Origin of the sequence: Streptomyces sp. NPDC057137 (genome assembly GCF_042670825.1) — a bacterium.
Taxonomy (GTDB): Bacteria; Actinomycetota; Actinomycetes; order Streptomycetales; family Streptomycetaceae; genus Streptomyces.
Genome location: NZ_JBHUUW010000029.1, coordinates 1 through 16,651, shown reverse-complemented (window position 1 = coordinate 16,651; position 16,651 = coordinate 1). Strand labels below are relative to the sequence as shown.

The window sequence follows — 16,651 nt, the reverse complement described above, 5'->3', positions numbered from 1 at the left end:
TGTCGGAATATGAGACCCGTGTCTCGCGATGTGGTCCGACGTGGGTCGTCGGCGTGGGTCACCCGGAAGCCGTGAGCCGCCACTCCTCACGCGTGAGCGCGTACTCCACATCCCCCTGCTCCGAGCCCTCGATGGCCTCCGGCCACTCCTCGACGTACGTACGGAGATACCTCAGCCCGGCCTTCTCCATGACCCGGCGGGAGCCGACGTTGACCGTCATCGTGTTCGCCGTGACCCGCTCGGTGCCCAGCTCCGTGAAGGCCTTGCGCACCAGCGCGCGGGCGCCCTCCGTCGCGTACCCCCGGCCCCACACGGCCCGGTGCAGCCGGTAGCCCAGCTCCACCACCTCCCAGCCGGCGTCGTCCAGCGGCCTCAGCTCGAACCAGCCCAGCCACTCGCCCGTGGACCGCTCCTCGGCCGCCCAGAAGCCGCGCCCGAGCAGCCGGGGCAGGGCCTCGGCCCGGAACGTCTCGGGCGCGGGGGGCACGCCGCCGTCGATGAAGCGCTTCACGCCGGGGTCGTTGTCCAGCGCGAGGAGCCGGCCGAGGTCGGCCTCGACGCAGTCACGCAGCCGCAGCCGCGGGGTTTCGAGGAAGGGTTCGAGGGAGGGAGGGGGTACGGATTCCATGTGCATGATCCTGCGTCCCGGACCGCCGGCCCCGCCACCGATATGCGCGGCGGTCGCAGGCCCGGCGGTCGTACGCGCGGCGGTTGTATGCGCGGCGGTCACTGGAACGCGCGCGGGCGGTAGACGGTCAGCGCCTCGTTGCCCTTGTCGAGGGTCAACTCGGCCGGGGACTCCGCCACTTCGCCGTCGAAGGCCAGCGGCGTACCGGGCGCGATCCCCGTGATCCGTACGCGCCGTATCCGCTCCGCCGCGTGCACCGGCGACCGGCTCAGCGGCCCGGCCGCCGCCGCGGCCAGCAGCCGCAGGCTCGGGAAGCTCCCGCCGTGCACGACCCGGACGTCCAGCAGACCGTCCGCGAGGTCGAGCCGGTGGCCGGGGGTGAACCCGAAGCGCTGGTAGATGCCGTTCCCGGCGAACAGCATCCACAGCGACCGCCGCCGGCCCTCGAACTCCGCCTCCAACTGATGCTGGCCGCGCAGCACCTTCACCGCCGCCACGACCCCGGCGGGCCAGCCGCCGATCCGCGGCGACCAGTGCTCCCGGACCCGCACCAGCTCCGGATAGACGCCCAGGCTGAAGGTGTTGAGGAAGTGGCCGCTCACACCGTCGGGCCCGGTGAACCGCCCGAGGTCGACCCGGACGGCGTCGCCCGCCGCCATCGCGCGGCACGTGTCCTGGAACTCCTCGATCCCGAGGTCGTACGCGAAGTGGTTCAGCGTGCCACCGGGGAACACCGCCAGCGGCAGCCCGTGCCGGGCGGCGACCACCGCGGCGCGGTTGACCGTGCCGTCACCGCCGACGATGCCGAGCGCGGCGCAGCGCTCCGCCGCCTTCTCCAACTCCGTGTTCACCTCCTCGGGATCGCACTCCACGAACTCCGCGAGCGGCAGCGCGTCGCGCAGCGCGCCCGCGGAGTCCGACGAGCCCGACGCCCGGTTGACCACGATCACCATGCCCTCGCCCTCCGGCGAGGCCGGCGCCTGCGCGTGCGGCCGGCCCGGCGACGGCAGCTGGGAGCGGGTCGGCACGATGCCACGTACCGCGAACGCCGCCCCCACCCCCAGCGCGGCGCCCACCAGCACGTCGCTCGGGTAGTGCACGCCCGTGTAGACGCGGGACGCCGCGACGGAGAACGCGATCGGCGCCACCACCGCGCCCCAGCCCTTCGACTCCAGGGCGACACCCGTGGCGAAGGCGGCGGCCGACGCCGCGTGCCCGGACGGGAACGAGGTGGTGATCGGCTGCCGCTTCAGCTGCCTTATCAGCGGCACGGCGTCCAGGACGGGCCGCCGGCGCTGTACGGACCGCTTGCCGACGGTGTTGATCGCGGCCGAGGCCACGGCCAGCGACGCCACTCCGCGCAGGGCGGCGCGCCGTGAGCGCTGCCCGCGCCCGACGAGAGCGATGCCGGCGGCGGCGCCGAACCAGAGGAGCCCGTGGTTGGCCGAGCGGCTGAGCCGGGGCAGCACGGGCCCGGCACCCGGCCAGTGCCGGTCCGCCGCTGACCGGAAGACCTGCTGGTCCCAGCCGGTGAGCAGCGCGGCGACTCTGGACCGGGTGCCGGGATCGGCCGGGGTACGGCCCGTGTGGATGTCAGACATGGAACGCGGGTACCCGTACGACGTGGCCCCAAGCAGGGGCCGGATCCGGGCACCGACCGGCCGGACTCGCGGCCGGGCGGGGGGCCGGGGAGAGTGGGGGACATGGACAATCCACTGCTGGACCGGCACGGCGAGGCGCTCGACCTCTTCACGGACCGGGTGCACGCCGTCGGCGCGGACCAGTGGGGCGCGACGACGCCGTGCACCGAGTGGTCCGTACGCGACCTGGTGAACCACCTGACGTCCGAGCAGCTCTGGGTGCCCGCGCTGGTGAGCGAGGGCCGGACCATGGCAGAGGTCGGCGACGCCTTCGACGGCGACGTGCTGGGCGACGACCCGGTGGCCGCCTGGGACCGCGCGGCGGCGGCGGCGCGCGCCGCGTTCGGCGAGCGGGGCGCGCTGGATCGCCCGGTGCCGCTCTCGTACGGCGCGACCGCGGCTGACGCCTACTGCTCGCAGATGGTGCTCGACGCCGTCGTCCACACCTGGGACCTGTCGCGCGGGATCGGCGTGAACGAGCGGCTGCCCGGACCGCTGGTCGACTTCGCGCTGGAGGAGGTCGAGCCGTACGCGGTGAGCCTGTCGCAGAGCGGCCTGTTCGACACCGCGCTGGATCCGCCGCCGGACGCCGACACCCAGACGCGTCTGCTGGCGATGCTGGGGCGCGAAGCGTAGGCACAGCCCCTCACCCGGCCCGGTCTGGAGGTGGCGCGCATGAGGACGACGGGGACCACGGGGACCACGGGGACCACGGAGACGACAGGGACCACGAAGACGACAGGGGCGGCGCACGAAGGACGCGGTCCCGTACGGTACGGGCCCCTGGCCCCGGACTCGGGCCTGCCCGCGCTCCCCGAACTCGTCGCCGTACTCGCCGACGCCGCCGACCGGACCACACCCGAGCCGCCCGGCGGCGGGCCGGTCCTGCGGGAGGCGGCCTGCGGCTACTGGTCCAGGCGCGGGCTGCCCGCGCATCCCCAGGAGGTCGCCGTGGCGGCCGGCGCGCAGCCGCTGCTCCTCGCGCTGCTCGCCGCGCACGGCGGCGACGTTCTGATGCCCCGCCCGCACCCGGCGTCCTGGGCACCGCAGGCCAGACTTCTGGGCCGGCCCGTCTTCCAGGTGCCGACCCCGGCGGAGTGCGGCGGCGTACCCGATCTGTACGCCCTCCTTGAGACGGTGCGCCGGGTACGGGCCGAGGGCGGTACCCCACGGCTGCTGCTGCTCTCGATCGCCGACGACCCCACCGGCACCGTCGCCCCGCCCGAACTTCTCCGGGAGGCGTGCGAGGCCGCGGTCGGCGAGGGCCTGCACATCATCAGTGACGAGACCTGGCGCGACACCGTGCACCGGCCGCACGAGACGGTGCCGCTCAGCCCCGCCGAGATGTGGCCCGACGACGTCACCGTCTTCTTCGACCTGGCGGGCGCGCTCACCCCGGCGTCGTGGCCCGCCGCAGTCGCCCGCTTCCCCGCCACACCCGCCGGCGCCGCCCGCCGGGCCAGGACGGTGGACCACCTCACCGCGCTGGGCGCGCTCGTCGCGGGGCCGGTCGCCGCCGCTGCCGCCTACGCGCTGGACGAGCCGGCGGCCGTGACGGCGCGGGTCGCCGAGGCGGCCGCGCTGCACGCGCGCGTGGCCGCCGCCGTACACCATGTCGTCCTCACCGCCGGCGCGCTGGCCAGACCGCCGCAGGCGGGCCGTCATCTGTACGCGGACCTCGGGCCGTTGCGCCGCGGACTCGGCGCGCGGGGGGTCGGCGACTCCATGGAACTCGAAGAGTTCCTGGGCGAACGGCTGGGCGTGCCGGTGCCGGGCGGGCACCGGTTCGGGGACGAACTGGGCGCGCTGCGCGTGCGGTTCGCCACCGGACCGCTGCTCGGGTCAACCCCGGAGCGGCGGACGGAGTCCCTCACCGCAGTGGAACCGCTGGAACTGCCGCATGTCGCCGAAGCGCTCAGCATTCTGACGGCGGCTCTGGGGGAGCTGCGCTGAGACCGCCGACCGCCGACCGCCGACCGCCCGACGACCCCGACGTACGGCCCCGACGAACCGTGTCGCACCGCCCTGAACGGAGCTTCGATGACGGAACAGACCGATCGGACGGACCTCACAGGACGCGGGCACGGACAGGAGCACGGGCGCGGGCACGGCAGGGCCCCCGACCCCGCCCGCCGCACGGCGGCCGACGGCGCGCTCCGCCCGCTCGGCGAGGTCCGTCGCCATTGGCCCCGGTCCTTCGCCCACCGGCTGACCACCCCGCTCCCCGGCGTACGCGCGATGGCGCGGCTCGCCCGCGAGGGCGCCGCGCGGCCGGGCCCCGGCGCGCTCGACGCCGTCCCGCTGCTGCCCTTCGAACCCGGGCCGCCGCCCGCCGTGGACGCCGGCACCGTCGCCGTCACCTGGGCGGGGCACGCGAGTTGGGTGATCCGTATCGGCGGGCTCACGGTCCTGACCGATCCGGTGTGGTCGCGCCGGATCCTCGGCACGCCCGCGCGGGTCACGCCCGTCGGCGTCCGCTGGGAGGACCTGCCGCCCGTCGACGCGGTCGTCATCAGCCACAACCACTACGACCATCTCGACGCGCCCACGCTGCGACGGCTGCCGAGGGACACCCCGATGTTCGTGCCCGCCGGTCTCGCCCGCTGGTGCCGGCGCCGCCGCTTCACCCACGTCACCGAGCTGGACTGGTGGGAGGCCGCCGAACTGCCGGCCGGGAACGGTGGCACCGGCACCGTACGGTTCGACTTCGTCCCCGCCCACCACTGGTCGAAGCGCACCCTCACCGACACCTGCCGCTCCCTGTGGGGCGGTTGGGTGCTGAGTGACGTGGCCACCGGGCAGAACGTCTACTTCGCCGGGGACACCGGCTACGGGCACTGGTTCGAGGAGATCGGCCGCCGCCACCCGGGCATCGACCTCGCCCTGCTGCCCATCGGAGCGTACGAACCGCGCTGGTGGCTCAGTGACGTCCACGCGGACCCGGAGGAGGCCGTACGGGCCTGCCAGGACGTCGGCGCGCGGAACATGGCGCCCATGCACTGGGCGACGTTCCTGCTGTCGGCCGAGCCCGTGATGGAGCCGCTGGAGCGGGTCAGGGCCGCCTGGGAGCGGACCGGGAGACCACGTGGACAACTGTGGGACCTGCCGGTCGGATCCTCACGCCTGCTGACCGTCTGACTCGGCCGGCCCGTCACAGGCGGCGGGCCCGTTCGAGCCGGCCGGCCCGCCGGGCGTGCCCTTTCCGTCCGGCCGCGCCGACCCGTCCTTCCCCTTGCCGTGCCTCCGCAGCCTGCGCCAGACCGTGGGACCGCCACTGATCAGCACCGTCAGCGCCACCGCCGCGACGACGCCCTCCCACGGCTCGTCGAACAGCGAACCGCCGAGGATCCCGATCAGCTGGTACGTCGCCGCCCACGCCAGGCAGGCCGGCACCGCGCCCTTGATGAACCGCGGCGTCGGCCACCTGGTCAGCAGGCACGCCAGCATCACCGGGATCCGCCCCGCGGGCACCAGCCGCGACAGCACCAGCACCGTCACGCCGTGCTCCCGCAGCTTGCGCTGCGTCTGTTCGAGCGTGTCGTCGGAGACCCGCCGCTCCAGCGCCGCCAGCCAGCGCGAGCCGTTCTTCGAGTTGACCCCCCGCCGGCCCAGCCAGTAGAGCGTGATGTCGCCGAGGAACGCCGCGAACGACGCCACCACGAATATGTAGAGCAGCGCGAGCGGCGCCGTCTGATGGAAGGCCACCACGGCCGCCGAACTCACCACGGCGCCCGTCGGCACCACCGGCACCAGCGCGCCCAGCGCCACCAGCAGGAACAGCGACGGATAGGTGACGGCCTGCTGCGCGGACTCCGACGGCAGCTGGCTCATGAGCTGGTCGATCACAGGGTGGCCCCCGGCCGCACACTCTCGCCGTGCTGAAGCCGGTGCACGGCGACCTCGGGCGCGCGCCGGGCCGCCTGGCGGACGAACTCGTCGCCGGGCGAATGGAATTCGTGCGGCCTGACCCCGTCCATACCGATCGGCCAGAACGTGCCGTAGTGCACCGGCACCGCAGCGCCGGGCGCGAGCCTGGCCAGCGCCTCGGCCGCGCGGTCGGCGTTCAGATGGCCGTGGCCCAGATGCGGCCCCCAGCCGCCCACCGGCAGCAGCGCCACATCGACCGGGCCCACGACGTCCGCCATCTCGTCGAAGAGCCCGGTGTCGCCCGCGAAGTACGTCCGGCGCTCACCGCTGATGACATAGCCGAGCGCGGGGGAGCGCTGCGGTCCCACCGGCAGCCGCCGCCCGTCGTGGCACGCGGGCACCGCCCGTACCCACAGCGGCCCGATCTCCACCTCGTCGCCCGCGTCGACCTCGGTGATCCGCAGACCGCCCGGCCGCCGGACGGCGTCGAGCCGCCGCAGTCCGGGCACCGCCCGCATCGCGCCACGCGGCACGATCAGCCGGGTGCCCGGCGCGAGCTTCGCCAGCGACGGCAGATGCAGATGGTCGGAGTGCAGATGAGAGACCAGGACGGCGTCCGCGACCGCGGCCTCCGGCGGCGGCACGTCACCGCGCCGGCGGCGCAGATGCGCCAGGCGGCGGGCGAAGAGCGGATCGGTCAGCACCCGGACGCCGGAGTCCTCGACCGTGCAGGTGGCGTGACCCCACCAGGTGATGACATTTCCCAAAGCGGGACCTCAGCTCCGTCCGTATCCAGCCCTCAGCGTACGGCGGCCGGCGGGCGGCCGGCGGCCAGGCCGTGCCGCGTACGCCCGAGGCGTGCGCCTGTGGCACATCCGTGCGCCTGCCCGTGCTCGATACGCGCCTCCTTAAGAGGGCCCGATCGGAGTAGGGTCGTCGAACACCGGGGGACGGGGGGCGGCTTCGGGGGAGCGGTCGGGTGAAGCGAAGCGGGGGGCCGGAAACATGGGCGATTTACGAGTGGCGGCCATAGCCAGCCTCACCCCGCTCGAAGAACTCGACCGCGAGCCGTTCCTGGTGGACATCCGCGGCCAGCAGGCGATGTGCGCGCGCTGGGCCGCCGACAAGGGGTACGTCGTCACCCGGCAACTGCTCCTCTACGGGATGCGCTCCGACCACTGCGGTCTCTGGGTGGACGTCGAGGCCGGCGAGATCGACGCCTTCGTCGTCGCCAGCGAACGGGTGCTCGACCGGGCCTTCGCGTCGGCCCCCGCCTTCTCCGCCGAGTGCGAGCGCCGCGGCATCCCCCTGGAGACCGTGGGGATGGACGAACCTTCGTACGACGCGACGTCGAAGGCCAAGGTCCACCGCAGACTCTCCATGCCGACCGCGGGCTACGACGGCTGCTGAAGCCGTCCCGCCGCACCCGCCGCACCTCTTCGAGCCCGCCTCGTCCACCGCCTTGTCACGTCTCCGCCTCCTTAAGCAGACCGGCCCCGCCGCGCGCTGTGTCAGGCTGTGCATCAAGCCCGTGGAGGTGTGCGGGCCCTGGACGTGAGGTGAAGACGCGGTGTTCAAGGGTCGATGGCGGACGGCCGGCAGGGCCCTGGTGCGGGTGGTGGTCGTCTGGGCGGTGTCCACGCTGACCATGCTGGCGCTCGCCGGGATCCTGCCCGACTTCCAGCTCCAGGGCGCCGACGACAGCCTCACCAGGACCGCGATCACCGCCGCGTTGGGAGCGGGCGCCTTCGGCCTGCTCAGCGCGCTCGTCTGGCCTCTCCTGGTCCGTGCCCTCCTGCTCGTGCCGGCCTTGGTCCTCGGCCTGCTGGTCTTCTTCCTCAACGGCTCGCTGCTGCTGGTCGCGCTCAAACTCACCCCCGACGGCGGGGGCACCGCCAACCCCGAGAACGCCATCGTCGTCGCCGCCGTCATGTCCGCCGTCGCTTCGGCCACCTCCACCGCGCTCGCCGTCCGCGACGACAACGCCTACCGGCGCAGGCTCTCGCGCCTCGCCGAACGCCGCCGGCGCCGCAGCGGCGAGGACAGCGCCCGTCGCGGCTACACGGCGTCGCCCGGCACCCTCTTCCTCCAACTCGACGGCGTGGGGCACCAGGTGCTGCTCGACGCCGTCGCCGACGGCCACATGCCCACCGTCGCCGGCTGGCTCGGCGAGCGCCCCACGCACCGGCTCACCCCCTGGCGCACCGACTGGTCCAGCCAGACCGGCGCCAGCCAGCTCGGCATCCTGCACGGCAGCAACCACGATGTCCCCGCCTTCCGTTGGTACGAGAAGGAGAGCGGGCGGATCATGGTCAGCAACCGGCCCGCCAGCGCCGCCGAACTCCAGCGCCGCGCCGTCGAGCACACCCGCGACGGCGGGCTCCTCACCCTCGACGGCGCCAGCCGCGGCAACCTCTTCAGCGGCGGCGCCGACCAGCTCGCGCTCGTCCTGTCGATGGCCGCGCGGCGCGGCAGGGCCACCCGCTCCCGGGCCGGCTACTTCGCGTACTTCACCGACCCGGCCAACGCCGTCCGTACGGCCGTCTCCTTCGTCGCCGAGGTCGGCCGCGAGGTCGGCCAGTCCACGCGGGCACGTATCCGCGGTGACCGGCCCAGGGTGGGCCGGGGCGGGCTCTACCCGTTCATCCGGGCCTTCGCGACCGTCGTGGAGCGGGACGTCGTGGTCGCGGCGGTGATAGGGGACATGCTGGCCGGGCGCGCCGCCGTCTACGCCGACCTCGTCGCGTACGACGAGGTCGCCCACCACTCGGGACCGCACAGCCGCGACGCCACGCGGGTCCTGGAGCGGCTGGACCGCTCGATCGCGCTGCTGGCCAAGGTCGCCGACCACGCGCCGCGCTCGTACCGCCTCGTGCTCCTGTCCGACCACGGGCAGAGCCCCGGCGAGACCTTCCTGGGCGTGTACGGGCTCACGCTCCGGGATCTCGTACGGGCCGGCTGCGGGCTGCCCGTGCCGCGGCGCGCGGTGCGTACCAAGAGCGGCGCCGAGGCGCGTGACGCGGCGCGTGACGCCGTACGGATAGCCCTCCACCGCCCCGTCGAGGGCGACGAGGGTGACGACGGCGACGACGACGGGAAACGAACGGCGCGTGGCTCCGACCCGATCGTGCTCGCCTCGGGAAATCTGGGGCTGATCTCCTTCCCGGACGTCCCGGAGCGGATGAGCCGCGAGCAGATCGACGAACGCCACCCCGCGCTGCTGCGGACCCTCGCCAACCATCCGGGCGTCGGCTTCCTCCTCGTACGGAGCGAGGCGAACGGCTCCGTGGTGCTCGGCCCCGCCGGGGCGGAGATCCCCGTCGCCAAGCTGGACGACACGGGGCTGCTGGCCACGATGGGGCCGGGCGCCGCCGAGGCGGTCCGGCGCACCGACACGTTCCCGCATGTCGCGGACATCATGGTCAACTCGATGTACGACCCGGCGACGGGCCGCGTGCACGCCTTCGAGGAGCAGATCGGCTCCCACGGAGGACTCGGCGGGGAGCAGTCGAACGCCTTCCTGCTGTCGCCCCTGACCCTGCCCGCGCCGGTCCCCGGCGACGGCGATCTGGTGGGCGCCGAGCAGGTCCACGCGGTGCTGAAGCGCTGGCTGTACGACGGCCTCGGGCCGCAGGTCCCCCTCGGCCAGACACCGGCGAGTGCCAGGGTGCCGCACGACATGGTGCCCCAGGAGGAGCCGGAGCCGAGCCCCGAGGGCACCTGACGTCCACGCGGTGGGGGCCCTGTTCTCGTACAGCTACCGCCAGGTGGTGTGTAGCGCTGAGTAACTGCTTGCGGCTGCGGCCGCGCTGCTGGAGGGCGGCGAAGTCGGCGTGCGCCTGGGTCTGATCGGCAGCTGACCGAAGAGCTGTACGACTGCCTGTTCGCGATCGACATTCGTTCGTTCAACGACACCCTTCGAGGTTGTCGACCTCGTTGGTCAGCGGTGGTGCAACATTCCCGCGAGAAGGGTGGTGACCATGCGTTTGGCGTCGTCCTGGCTGTAGTCGGGGCCGGTGATGCAGAGGTTTCCGATGGCGCGCATGAGTGTGTAGGCGGTGATGTCCACGCTGATCTCGTCGTCGGCGGCGCATGCGTCCAGCAGGGTTGCGCAGGCCGGGACCAGGGTGTCGAGCATGAGGGCGTGGAGGTTCTCCAGCCCTGGGTCGCCGGACCCCAGCGCGGCGCCGAGGCCGTGCTTGGTCACCAGGAACTCCACGAACGCGTCCACCCAGCGGGCCAGGGCGGTGGACGGTGAGGCTGATTCCTCCAGGAGCCGGGGCGCGAGTGCGGCGCAGGTGTCGATCTGGTGCCGGTAGACGGCGGTGACGAGGTCCGCCCGGGTCGGAAAGTTCCGGTAGATCGTGCCGACGCCCACGCCGGCGCGTTCCGCGATGTCGCGGACAGGGGCCTGGACGCCCTGATCGACGAAGGCTGCTGCCGCAGCCGCCAGCACGGCGCTGCGGGTGCGCTGTGCCTGTGCCTGGCGCACCCCGACGGAATCCGGCACGGCTCCTCCTTTTGCTCGCGGAACGATGTTCCGCTAAGTTGGCGGAACGATGCTCCGCCAAAGTATGGCAGAGCCTTCCCACAAAGAAAGCGCAGGTCCGTCATGCCCTCCCACCCTCTTGACCGGCGAATCTTCTCGGTCAGGCCCATCACTGTTCCCGCGCCCGGCCGCGGCCTCGACCTGAAGGTGAAGGTCACCGCCCCGCTGTCGGGCCGGGACCTGCCCGTCATTGTGTTCTCCCACGGCAACGCATGGTCCATGAACGGGTATGAGCCCCTTGTCGACCGGTGGGCCGCGGCCGGGTTCGTCGTGGTCCAGCCCACCCACCTGGACTCGCGCCGTAACGGCATCGGGTGGGACGACCCGCGCTTCGCCACCATCTGGCGCGTCAGGATCGCCGACCTCCACGCGATACTCGACAACCTCGACGACATCCTTCTCCAGGCCGGTGACCTGCCGGAGCGTACCGACCGCGAGCGTGTCGCGGTCGTCGGCCACTCCTGGGGTGCCCAGACCGCCGGCGCTGTCCTCGGTGCTCGCGTGTTCGATGCCGAGGGCAGGCCGGGGGAGGACTTCTCCCACCCCGCGGCCTCCGCCGGTGCGCTGATCGCCGTGACCGGGACCGGGGACACGCTCACCCCACTCGCCGTCGAGCACCTGCCGTTCATGAGGCCGGACTACTCCACCATGACCACCCCGGCCCTGGTCGTCGCGGGCGGCAAGGACCAGTCGCAGCTCTCCACCCGGGGGCCGGAGTGGTTCACCGACGCCTATCACCTCGGTCCGTCCCCGAAGAGCCTGCTCTTCATCGCCGACGGCGAGCACACTCTGGGCGGGATCGCCGGCGAGGCGGTCGCCGAGACCACCGACGAGGACCCGGCTCGCGTCGCCCTCGTCGCCGACACTGTCTCCGCCTACCTCTACGGCGCCTTCAAGCTCGACGACGCCCCGTGGGCCGCTCTCGGCAACGCCGCTGACGGCGACGGCAAGTGGAGCATCTCCAGCAAGTGAACCCGGCCGGGCCGGGTGGCTGGGTCCGGTCCCCGGCAGTCGAGTCTGCCGACCCCGTCGCCCCGACCGGCCGGACGCCGGGGGTGGCGCGGTTACCGGTGTCCGCCCGGGGCTTCGGGCGCGTGCGGACGGTCACGGCCCCGGGGGCCGCGGATCCAGGTGTTCACCTCGGTGCGGCCCGTCTCGTACAGCGGGAGCGTGCCCTCTGGCAGCTCGACCGTACGGCGGACGAAGCCGACCACCATCTCCGGACAATCGTCCGGCTTCGGGAACCGGCCCATCCGCTGATACCCCTTCAGTGCCGGCGGCCCTCCACGGGTCGGCGTAACCCGTGTCCCCCGGGAGAGCGGTTCTCGGCCTCCCGGCGGGCACGGCGGCGTTCGCGGGCACAGGATGCACGATCAGGAGGTCGTGCCGAGTGAACAGCGCCCTGGAACCGCTCAGCGCCCGGCCCGCCACGGCGGGCCGTCCCGCCATGTGCGTCGTGCTGCTGGTGCTGTGCACCCTCCTGGGGATGTCGCTCGACCCCTGCGCGTCGGCCGCGCGCGGCGCGGAACCCCGCCCGGCCGTGTCGACGGTGCCCGAGCCCGCCGGGGAGGGGCACCACGACACCACGGCGATGGCCGCGCAGTCCGCGTCGGCCCGAGCCGGACGCGGGGCGGCGGGCCCGAGCGCCGGGAAGCGCGAGCAGGCGTCGCGCCCTCCGTACGGAGGAGCCGCCGCCCCGTCGAGGAACACCCCGGCCGCCCCACCGGCCACCCGCCGTGCGGTGCTGCGCTGCTGAGAGGTCCGGCACGCCCCTGTGCCCGTCGACCCCACCAGCCGGTCAACCCCCATCGCACCGCGAGGACACAGCCATGCCCATCGACCCCTTCGCCGTACTCAACGCCCTGCTGCGCGCCGAGGCGGCGCGCTCCGCCGAGCACGAGGCCAAGGCCCGGACAACCCCCTCCGCCGCACCCACGACCGCCCCCGAGCCGGCCCGCGCGTCCGAGCCCCGCCGGGACGGACACGACAGGTCCTGAGGCGTATCCGGACCGGTCCACCGGGGTGCGCCCGGTGGGCCGGTCCGCCCTCAGCCCAGCGCCGACAAGAGGTACTTCGCCGTCGCCGGATCGGCCGGCAGGAACGTCTCGATCGCCAGCTCGGCGACCGTCACGTCCATCGGTGTGTTGAACGTCGAGATGGACGACAGGAACGTCAGGACCTGGCCCCCGTGCTCGATCCGCAACGGCAGGGCGAAGTTCCTCAGCGCGAAGGCCGCCGCGTCGTCGTCCTCGGCCTCGTCCGGGTCGTCGTCGGCCCCTTCCGGCGGCGGGTACGCGGCGACCTCCTCGTACAGCGCCCGCAGCGCGTCGGAGCGGTCGAGCGCGATCTGCCGCTCCATCTGGTCCAGGAGGTGCCCGCGCCACTGCCGGAAATTGCGGATGTGCCGCGCGGCCCCCTCCGGATGCAGGATGACCCGCATCGCGTTCACCGGCGGCACCAGCAGGTGCTCGGGCACGCCCTCCATGAGCAGGGCGAGGCCACGATTGGCCGCCACCAGCGTGTACGTCCCGTCGACGACGAGCGCCGGATACGGCTCGTACCCCCGCAGCAGCCGCTCCAGCGCCTCCCGCACCACCGCCATCGACGGGTCGTCCATCGCGGTCTCGGTGAAGCGGGGCGCGTACCCGGCCGCCAGCAGCAGGGTGTTGCGCTCCCGCACGGGTACGTCCAGGTGTTCCGAGAGGCGCAGGATCATCGCCTCGCTCGGCCGGGACCTGCCCGTCTCGACGAAGCTGATGTGACGGGCGGACGAGTCGGCGCGCAGAGCCAGCTCCAGCTGGCTGATCCGGCGCTGTTCGCGCCAGCCCCTGAGCAGCGGCCCGACCCCGGTCCCCGACGTACGAGATGTCATACGTGGACGGTAGCCGGGCCCGGCGGGCACCCGCCCCGGGGTTCGGACGGCGCCCGCCCGGGGTCCGTGTTCTGCGGGCTCTCCTCAGGTGGGGCAATCTGGTGGATAGGGGGTGGAACCGGCGCGGCCGGCTGCCGCACCCGGTCGTATCTGTGAGGTCTCCCGTGAGGTTGAGGAGTGACATGCGTACCGAACTACTGACAGAACTGGCGCAGCAGCTCAGGGTCGACTCGGTCCGCGTCGCCGATCTGGCGGGCTCCGGACACCCCACCTCGTCGATGTCCGCCGCCGATATCGGCGCGGTCCTGCTGACCAACCACCTCACGTACGACTTCGACCAGCCCGACCACCCGGGGAACGACCGGCTGATCTTCTCCAAGGGCCACGCGTCGCCCCTGCTGTACTCCATGTATCTCGCGGCCGGTGCCATCGACGAGTCGGAGTTCCGCACCTACCGCCGGGAAGGCAGCCGGCTCGAAGGCCACCCCACGCCCCGGCTCCCGTGGGTGGACGTGGCGACCGGCTCGCTCGGGCAGGGCCTGCCGGTGGGTGTCGGGATGGCGCTGGCCGGGCAGCGGCTCGGCAAGGCCCCGTACCGGGTGTGGGTGCTCTGCGGTGACAGCGAGATGGCCGAGGGATCGATCTGGGAGGCCGCCGAGCACGCCGGATACCAGCATCTCGACTCGCTGACGATGATCGTCGACGTGAACCGGCTCGGACAGCGCGGTCCCACCCGCCACGGGCACGACCTCGGCGCGTACGCCCGCAGGCTGCACGCCTTCGGCTGGCACACCATCGAGATCGACGGCCATGACATCGAGGCGATCGAAGCGGCCTGCAACGAGGCGCGCTCCACCCTCGGGGAGCCGACGGCGATCATCGCCGCCACCATGAAGGGCCGGGGAGTCGCCGCCGTCGAGGACCAGGAAGGCATGCACGGCAAGCCTCTCCCGGACGCGGCGAGCGCCATCGAGGAGCTGGGCGGCCGGCGGTCCATGCGGGTCGAGGTGCGCAAGCCCACGTCGGCGCTGGCCGACGCCCGGTTCGAGGTCGGCCATCTGAACCTGCCGCGCTTCGACGTGGGCGACGAGATCGCCACCCGTGACGCGTACGGGCAGGCCCTGACCGCGCTCGGCTCCGCGCGCGGCGACATCGTGGCGCTCGACGGCGAGGTCGGCGACTCGACCCGTACCGAGTTCTTCTCGAAGGAGCACCCCGAGCGGTACTTCGAGCTGTACATCGCCGAGCAGCAGCTGGTGGCCGCCGCCGTCGGCATGCAGGCCTGCGGGCAGATCCCGTACGCCTCCACCTTCGCGGCCTTCCTGACCCGGGCCCACGACTTCCTGCGGATGGCCACGGTCAGCCGGGCGTCGATCAGCGTCGTCGGCTCGCACGCCGGCGTCTCCATCGGCCAGGACGGGCCGTCCCAGATGGGCCTCGAAGACCTCGCCATGTTCCGTTCCCTGCACGGCAGTACGGTGCTCCAGCCGTGCGACGCCAATCAGACGACCCGGCTCGTCGCCGCGATGGCCGAACTGGAGGGCGTCAGCTATCTGCGCACGCTGCGCGCGAAGACACCGGTCATCTACGGCCCCGACGAGCAGTTCCCGGTCGGCGGGAGCAAGGTGCTGCGGCACTCCATCGACGACCGGATGACGCTCGTCGGCTCGGGGATCACCGTCCACGAGTGCCTCGTGGCGGCGGAGCTGCTGGCCGCCGAGGGCATCACGGTGCGGGTCGTCGACATGTACTCGGTCAAGCCGGCCGACGAGGTCACCCTCCAGGCCGCCGCCGCGGACACCGGCTGTCTGATCACGGTGGAGGACCACCACCCGCAGGGCGGTCTGGGCGACGCCGTCGCCGAGGTCTTCTCCGACGGCCGCCCCGCGCCCCGGCTGGTGCGGCTCGGCGTACGGAACATGCCCGGGTCCGCGACCCCCGGGGAGCAGCTGCGCGCCGCCGGTATCGACGCCGATTCGATCGCCGCGGCCGTGAAGCTCCTCACCGGAACGGCGATGGTGCGCTGACCGGGACGGCGCGCCGACGGAGACGGTGAGCGGACGGCGCCGCTGCTTGAACGCGGAACGTGTCCGTTTGCGGACAGCGGGTGAGCGGCGCAGTGTGGGACGAGCCGGACAACTTTGTGTTTTTCCGTTGCCCGGTCATCCGGGCCGACTTCGGGAATCGGGAGAAGAACATGCTTCTGCCGGACAAGGCCGGGCTCGCCCAGCTTCTGCGCCGCTACCGGACCTGGGAGCAGCTGGTCCTGCAAGAGCCGCACAATTCGGTGCGCCGGCGACGGCTGGACGACGTCGCCTACACCTTGTGCGTGCTGATGGGGCACCGCACCGCCCATGAGGCGATTCGCGCGGCGGAGTCGTATCTCGGCAGAAACCCGCGAGGCGACCGGAAACTCCAGGGCCGGGGAATTCTGCGGACCCGTCGGCACAACAGCAGCGACAGCAGCAGGAAAGAAAGGATGTAAACGGTCATGGCCGAATTCCTCACCGACATCGAGACGATTCGCGACCGCGCGCGCAAGGAGATCGAGAAGGGCCCGGTGACGGACGCCTACGGGGCGGATGTCGGGCGCGTCATCCAGGTTCTGAACGAGGCGCTGGCCACCGAGATCGTCTGCACCCTGCGCTACAAGCGGCATTACTACACGGCGACGGGGCTGTACGCGGAGCCGGTCGCCGCGGAATTCCTGGAACACGCGGGCGAGGAGCAGGAGCACGCGGACAAGCTGGCCGAGCGGATCGTGCAGCTCGGCGGCGAGCCCGACTTCAATCCGGACACCCTGACCAAGCGCTCGCACGCGGAGTACGACGCGAGCATGGACCTGATCGAGATGATCAAGGAGGACCTGGTGGCCGAGCGGGTGGCCATCGCCTCCTACACGGAGATCGCGCAGTGGCTGGGCAACGGCGACCCCACCACGCGCCGGGTCTTCGAGGACCTGCTCGCGCAGGAGGAGGAGCACGCGGACGACCTGCGGGGGCTGCTGGAGCGGCTGCCGGGCGTCGCCAAGTCCTGACGGGCCCGTACGACCCGGGCAACGGCACCGCCGCCGGCCGGCGGGCACTCACGTGCCC

At 72.9% G+C, this 16,651-nt stretch carries 18 protein-coding genes; 11 read left to right on the top strand and 7 right to left on the bottom strand.

Features of this window, described 5'->3' with window-relative positions; translation table 11 throughout:
• Nucleotides 1–58 precede the first annotated feature (58 nt).
• Nucleotides 59–628: a GNAT family N-acetyltransferase gene (locus ACFT9I_RS22465; RefSeq protein ID WP_382566770.1), complete on the bottom strand. Its 570-nt coding sequence runs from the start codon at nt 626–628 to the stop codon at nt 59–61.
• A gap of 98 nt (nt 629–726) precedes the next feature.
• Nucleotides 727–2,229, bottom strand: coding sequence for a bifunctional phosphatase PAP2/diacylglycerol kinase family protein (locus tag ACFT9I_RS22460; protein ID WP_382566768.1), 1,503 nt, complete (start codon nt 2,227–2,229; stop codon nt 727–729).
• A gap of 102 nt (nt 2,230–2,331) precedes the next feature.
• Here ACFT9I_RS22460 and ACFT9I_RS22455 point away from each other — a divergent pair, with 102 nt between their 5' ends.
• The 3 genes from ACFT9I_RS22455 to ACFT9I_RS22445 all read left to right on the top strand — a co-directional run bounded on the left by ACFT9I_RS22455 (nt 2,332) and on the right by ACFT9I_RS22445 (nt 5,406).
• The gene (locus tag ACFT9I_RS22455) at nt 2,332–2,904 is read left to right on the top strand and encodes a TIGR03086 family metal-binding protein (protein ID WP_382566766.1); all 573 of its coding nucleotides are present in this window, start codon (nt 2,332–2,334) and stop codon (nt 2,902–2,904) included.
• Between the two features lie 39 nt (nt 2,905–2,943).
• On the top strand, nt 2,944–4,221 hold the full coding sequence (locus ACFT9I_RS22450; protein WP_382566764.1) for an aminotransferase class I/II-fold pyridoxal phosphate-dependent enzyme: 1,278 nt from the start codon (nt 2,944–2,946) through the stop codon (nt 4,219–4,221).
• An 87-nt stretch (nt 4,222–4,308) separates the two neighbouring features.
• Nucleotides 4,309–5,406: an MBL fold metallo-hydrolase gene (locus ACFT9I_RS22445; RefSeq protein WP_382566762.1), complete on the top strand. Its 1,098-nt coding sequence runs from the start codon at nt 4,309–4,311 to the stop codon at nt 5,404–5,406.
• Here the strand turns inward: ACFT9I_RS22445 and ACFT9I_RS22440 are convergent.
• Entirely contained in the window at nt 5,386–6,099 is a 714-nt protein-coding gene (locus ACFT9I_RS22440) for a VTT domain-containing protein (protein ID WP_382566760.1), read from the bottom strand. The genes ACFT9I_RS22445 and ACFT9I_RS22440 overlap by 21 nt on opposite strands.
• 11 nt (nt 6,100–6,110) lie before the next feature.
• Nucleotides 6,111–6,902, bottom strand: coding sequence for an MBL fold metallo-hydrolase (locus tag ACFT9I_RS22435; protein ID WP_382566758.1), 792 nt, complete (start codon nt 6,900–6,902; stop codon nt 6,111–6,113).
• 238 nt (nt 6,903–7,140) lie between these two features.
• Here ACFT9I_RS22435 and ACFT9I_RS22430 point away from each other — a divergent pair, with 238 nt between their 5' ends.
• A complete protein-coding gene (locus tag ACFT9I_RS22430; protein ID WP_382566756.1) occupies nt 7,141–7,545 on the top strand; it encodes a hypothetical protein in 405 nt (134 codons plus the stop codon).
• Nucleotides 7,546–7,705: 160 nt separating this feature from the next.
• The gene (locus tag ACFT9I_RS22425) at nt 7,706–9,859 is read left to right on the top strand and encodes a phage holin family protein (RefSeq protein WP_382566754.1); all 2,154 of its coding nucleotides are present in this window, start codon (nt 7,706–7,708) and stop codon (nt 9,857–9,859) included.
• 216 nt (nt 9,860–10,075) lie between these two features.
• Here ACFT9I_RS22425 and ACFT9I_RS22420 read toward each other — a convergent pair whose 3' ends face one another.
• Nucleotides 10,076–10,645: a TetR/AcrR family transcriptional regulator gene (locus ACFT9I_RS22420; RefSeq protein WP_382566752.1), complete on the bottom strand. Its 570-nt coding sequence runs from the start codon at nt 10,643–10,645 to the stop codon at nt 10,076–10,078.
• A gap of 102 nt (nt 10,646–10,747) precedes the next feature.
• Between ACFT9I_RS22420 and ACFT9I_RS22415 the strand changes: the two genes are divergently transcribed.
• Nucleotides 10,748–11,656 carry an alpha/beta hydrolase family protein gene (locus ACFT9I_RS22415; RefSeq protein ID WP_382566750.1) on the top strand — a complete coding sequence of 303 codons (909 nt, stop codon included), beginning with the start codon at nt 10,748–10,750 and terminating at the stop codon, nt 11,654–11,656.
• A gap of 92 nt (nt 11,657–11,748) precedes the next feature.
• Here ACFT9I_RS22415 and ACFT9I_RS22410 read toward each other — a convergent pair whose 3' ends face one another.
• The gene (locus tag ACFT9I_RS22410; RefSeq protein ID WP_382566749.1) at nt 11,749–11,937 is read right to left on the bottom strand and encodes a hypothetical protein; all 189 of its coding nucleotides are present in this window, start codon (nt 11,935–11,937) and stop codon (nt 11,749–11,751) included.
• Between the two features lie 137 nt (nt 11,938–12,074).
• Here ACFT9I_RS22410 and ACFT9I_RS22405 point away from each other — a divergent pair, with 137 nt between their 5' ends.
• Nucleotides 12,075–12,440, top strand: coding sequence for a hypothetical protein (locus ACFT9I_RS22405; RefSeq protein WP_382566747.1), 366 nt, complete (start codon nt 12,075–12,077; stop codon nt 12,438–12,440).
• Between the two features lie 73 nt (nt 12,441–12,513).
• On the top strand, nt 12,514–12,681 hold the full coding sequence (locus ACFT9I_RS22400; protein WP_382566745.1) for a hypothetical protein: 168 nt from the start codon (nt 12,514–12,516) through the stop codon (nt 12,679–12,681).
• A 50-nt stretch (nt 12,682–12,731) separates the two neighbouring features.
• Here the strand turns inward: ACFT9I_RS22400 and ACFT9I_RS22395 are convergent, their stop codons facing one another.
• A complete protein-coding gene (locus ACFT9I_RS22395) occupies nt 12,732–13,556 on the bottom strand; it encodes a helix-turn-helix domain-containing protein (protein ID WP_382566743.1) in 825 nt (274 codons plus the stop codon).
• A gap of 182 nt (nt 13,557–13,738) precedes the next feature.
• Here ACFT9I_RS22395 and ACFT9I_RS22390 point away from each other — a divergent pair, with 182 nt between their 5' ends.
• The 3 genes from ACFT9I_RS22390 to ACFT9I_RS22380 all read left to right on the top strand — a co-directional run bounded on the left by ACFT9I_RS22390 (nt 13,739) and on the right by ACFT9I_RS22380 (nt 16,593).
• Complete coding sequence (locus tag ACFT9I_RS22390; protein ID WP_382566741.1) at nt 13,739–15,583, top strand: transketolase; 1,845 nt, start codon at nt 13,739–13,741, stop codon at nt 15,581–15,583.
• Nucleotides 15,584–15,663: 80 nt separating this feature from the next.
• Nucleotides 15,664–16,041: a DUF5133 domain-containing protein gene (locus tag ACFT9I_RS22385; RefSeq protein ID WP_382566740.1), complete on the top strand. Its 378-nt coding sequence runs from the start codon at nt 15,664–15,666 to the stop codon at nt 16,039–16,041.
• Between the two features lie 6 nt (nt 16,042–16,047).
• The gene (locus ACFT9I_RS22380; RefSeq protein ID WP_382566738.1) at nt 16,048–16,593 is read left to right on the top strand and encodes a bacterioferritin; all 546 of its coding nucleotides are present in this window, start codon (nt 16,048–16,050) and stop codon (nt 16,591–16,593) included.
• The last annotated feature ends 58 nt before the right edge of the window (nt 16,594–16,651 follow it).

What these genes read in the sequence shown, in the direction of transcription:
- ACFT9I_RS22445 (WP_382566762.1), top strand. Translation starts at nt 4,309, where the DNA reads ATGACGGAACAGACCGATCGGACGGACCTCACAGGACGCGGGCACGGA.
- ACFT9I_RS22430 (WP_382566756.1), top strand. Translation starts at nt 7,141, where the DNA reads ATGGGCGATTTACGAGTGGCGGCCATAGCCAGCCTCACCCCGCTCGAA.
- ACFT9I_RS22380 (WP_382566738.1), top strand. Translation starts at nt 16,048, where the DNA reads ATGGCCGAATTCCTCACCGACATCGAGACGATTCGCGACCGCGCGCGC.
- ACFT9I_RS22400 (WP_382566745.1), top strand. Translation starts at nt 12,514, where the DNA reads ATGCCCATCGACCCCTTCGCCGTACTCAACGCCCTGCTGCGCGCCGAG.
- ACFT9I_RS22415 (WP_382566750.1), top strand. Translation starts at nt 10,748, where the DNA reads ATGCCCTCCCACCCTCTTGACCGGCGAATCTTCTCGGTCAGGCCCATC.
- ACFT9I_RS22455 (WP_382566766.1), top strand. Translation starts at nt 2,332, where the DNA reads ATGGACAATCCACTGCTGGACCGGCACGGCGAGGCGCTCGACCTCTTC.
- ACFT9I_RS22465 (WP_382566770.1), bottom strand. Translation starts at nt 628, where the DNA reads ATGGAATCCGTACCCCCTCCCTCCCTCGAACCCTTCCTCGAAACCCCG.
- ACFT9I_RS22440 (WP_382566760.1), bottom strand. Translation starts at nt 6,099, where the DNA reads ATGAGCCAGCTGCCGTCGGAGTCCGCGCAGCAGGCCGTCACCTATCCG.
- ACFT9I_RS22395 (WP_382566743.1), bottom strand. Translation starts at nt 13,556, where the DNA reads ATGACATCTCGTACGTCGGGGACCGGGGTCGGGCCGCTGCTCAGGGGC.
- ACFT9I_RS22450 (WP_382566764.1), top strand. Translation starts at nt 2,944, where the DNA reads ATGAGGACGACGGGGACCACGGGGACCACGGGGACCACGGAGACGACA.
- ACFT9I_RS22410 (WP_382566749.1), bottom strand. Translation starts at nt 11,937, where the DNA reads ATGGGCCGGTTCCCGAAGCCGGACGATTGTCCGGAGATGGTGGTCGGC.
- ACFT9I_RS22390 (WP_382566741.1), top strand. Translation starts at nt 13,739, where the DNA reads ATGCGTACCGAACTACTGACAGAACTGGCGCAGCAGCTCAGGGTCGAC.
- ACFT9I_RS22460 (WP_382566768.1), bottom strand. Translation starts at nt 2,229, where the DNA reads ATGTCTGACATCCACACGGGCCGTACCCCGGCCGATCCCGGCACCCGG.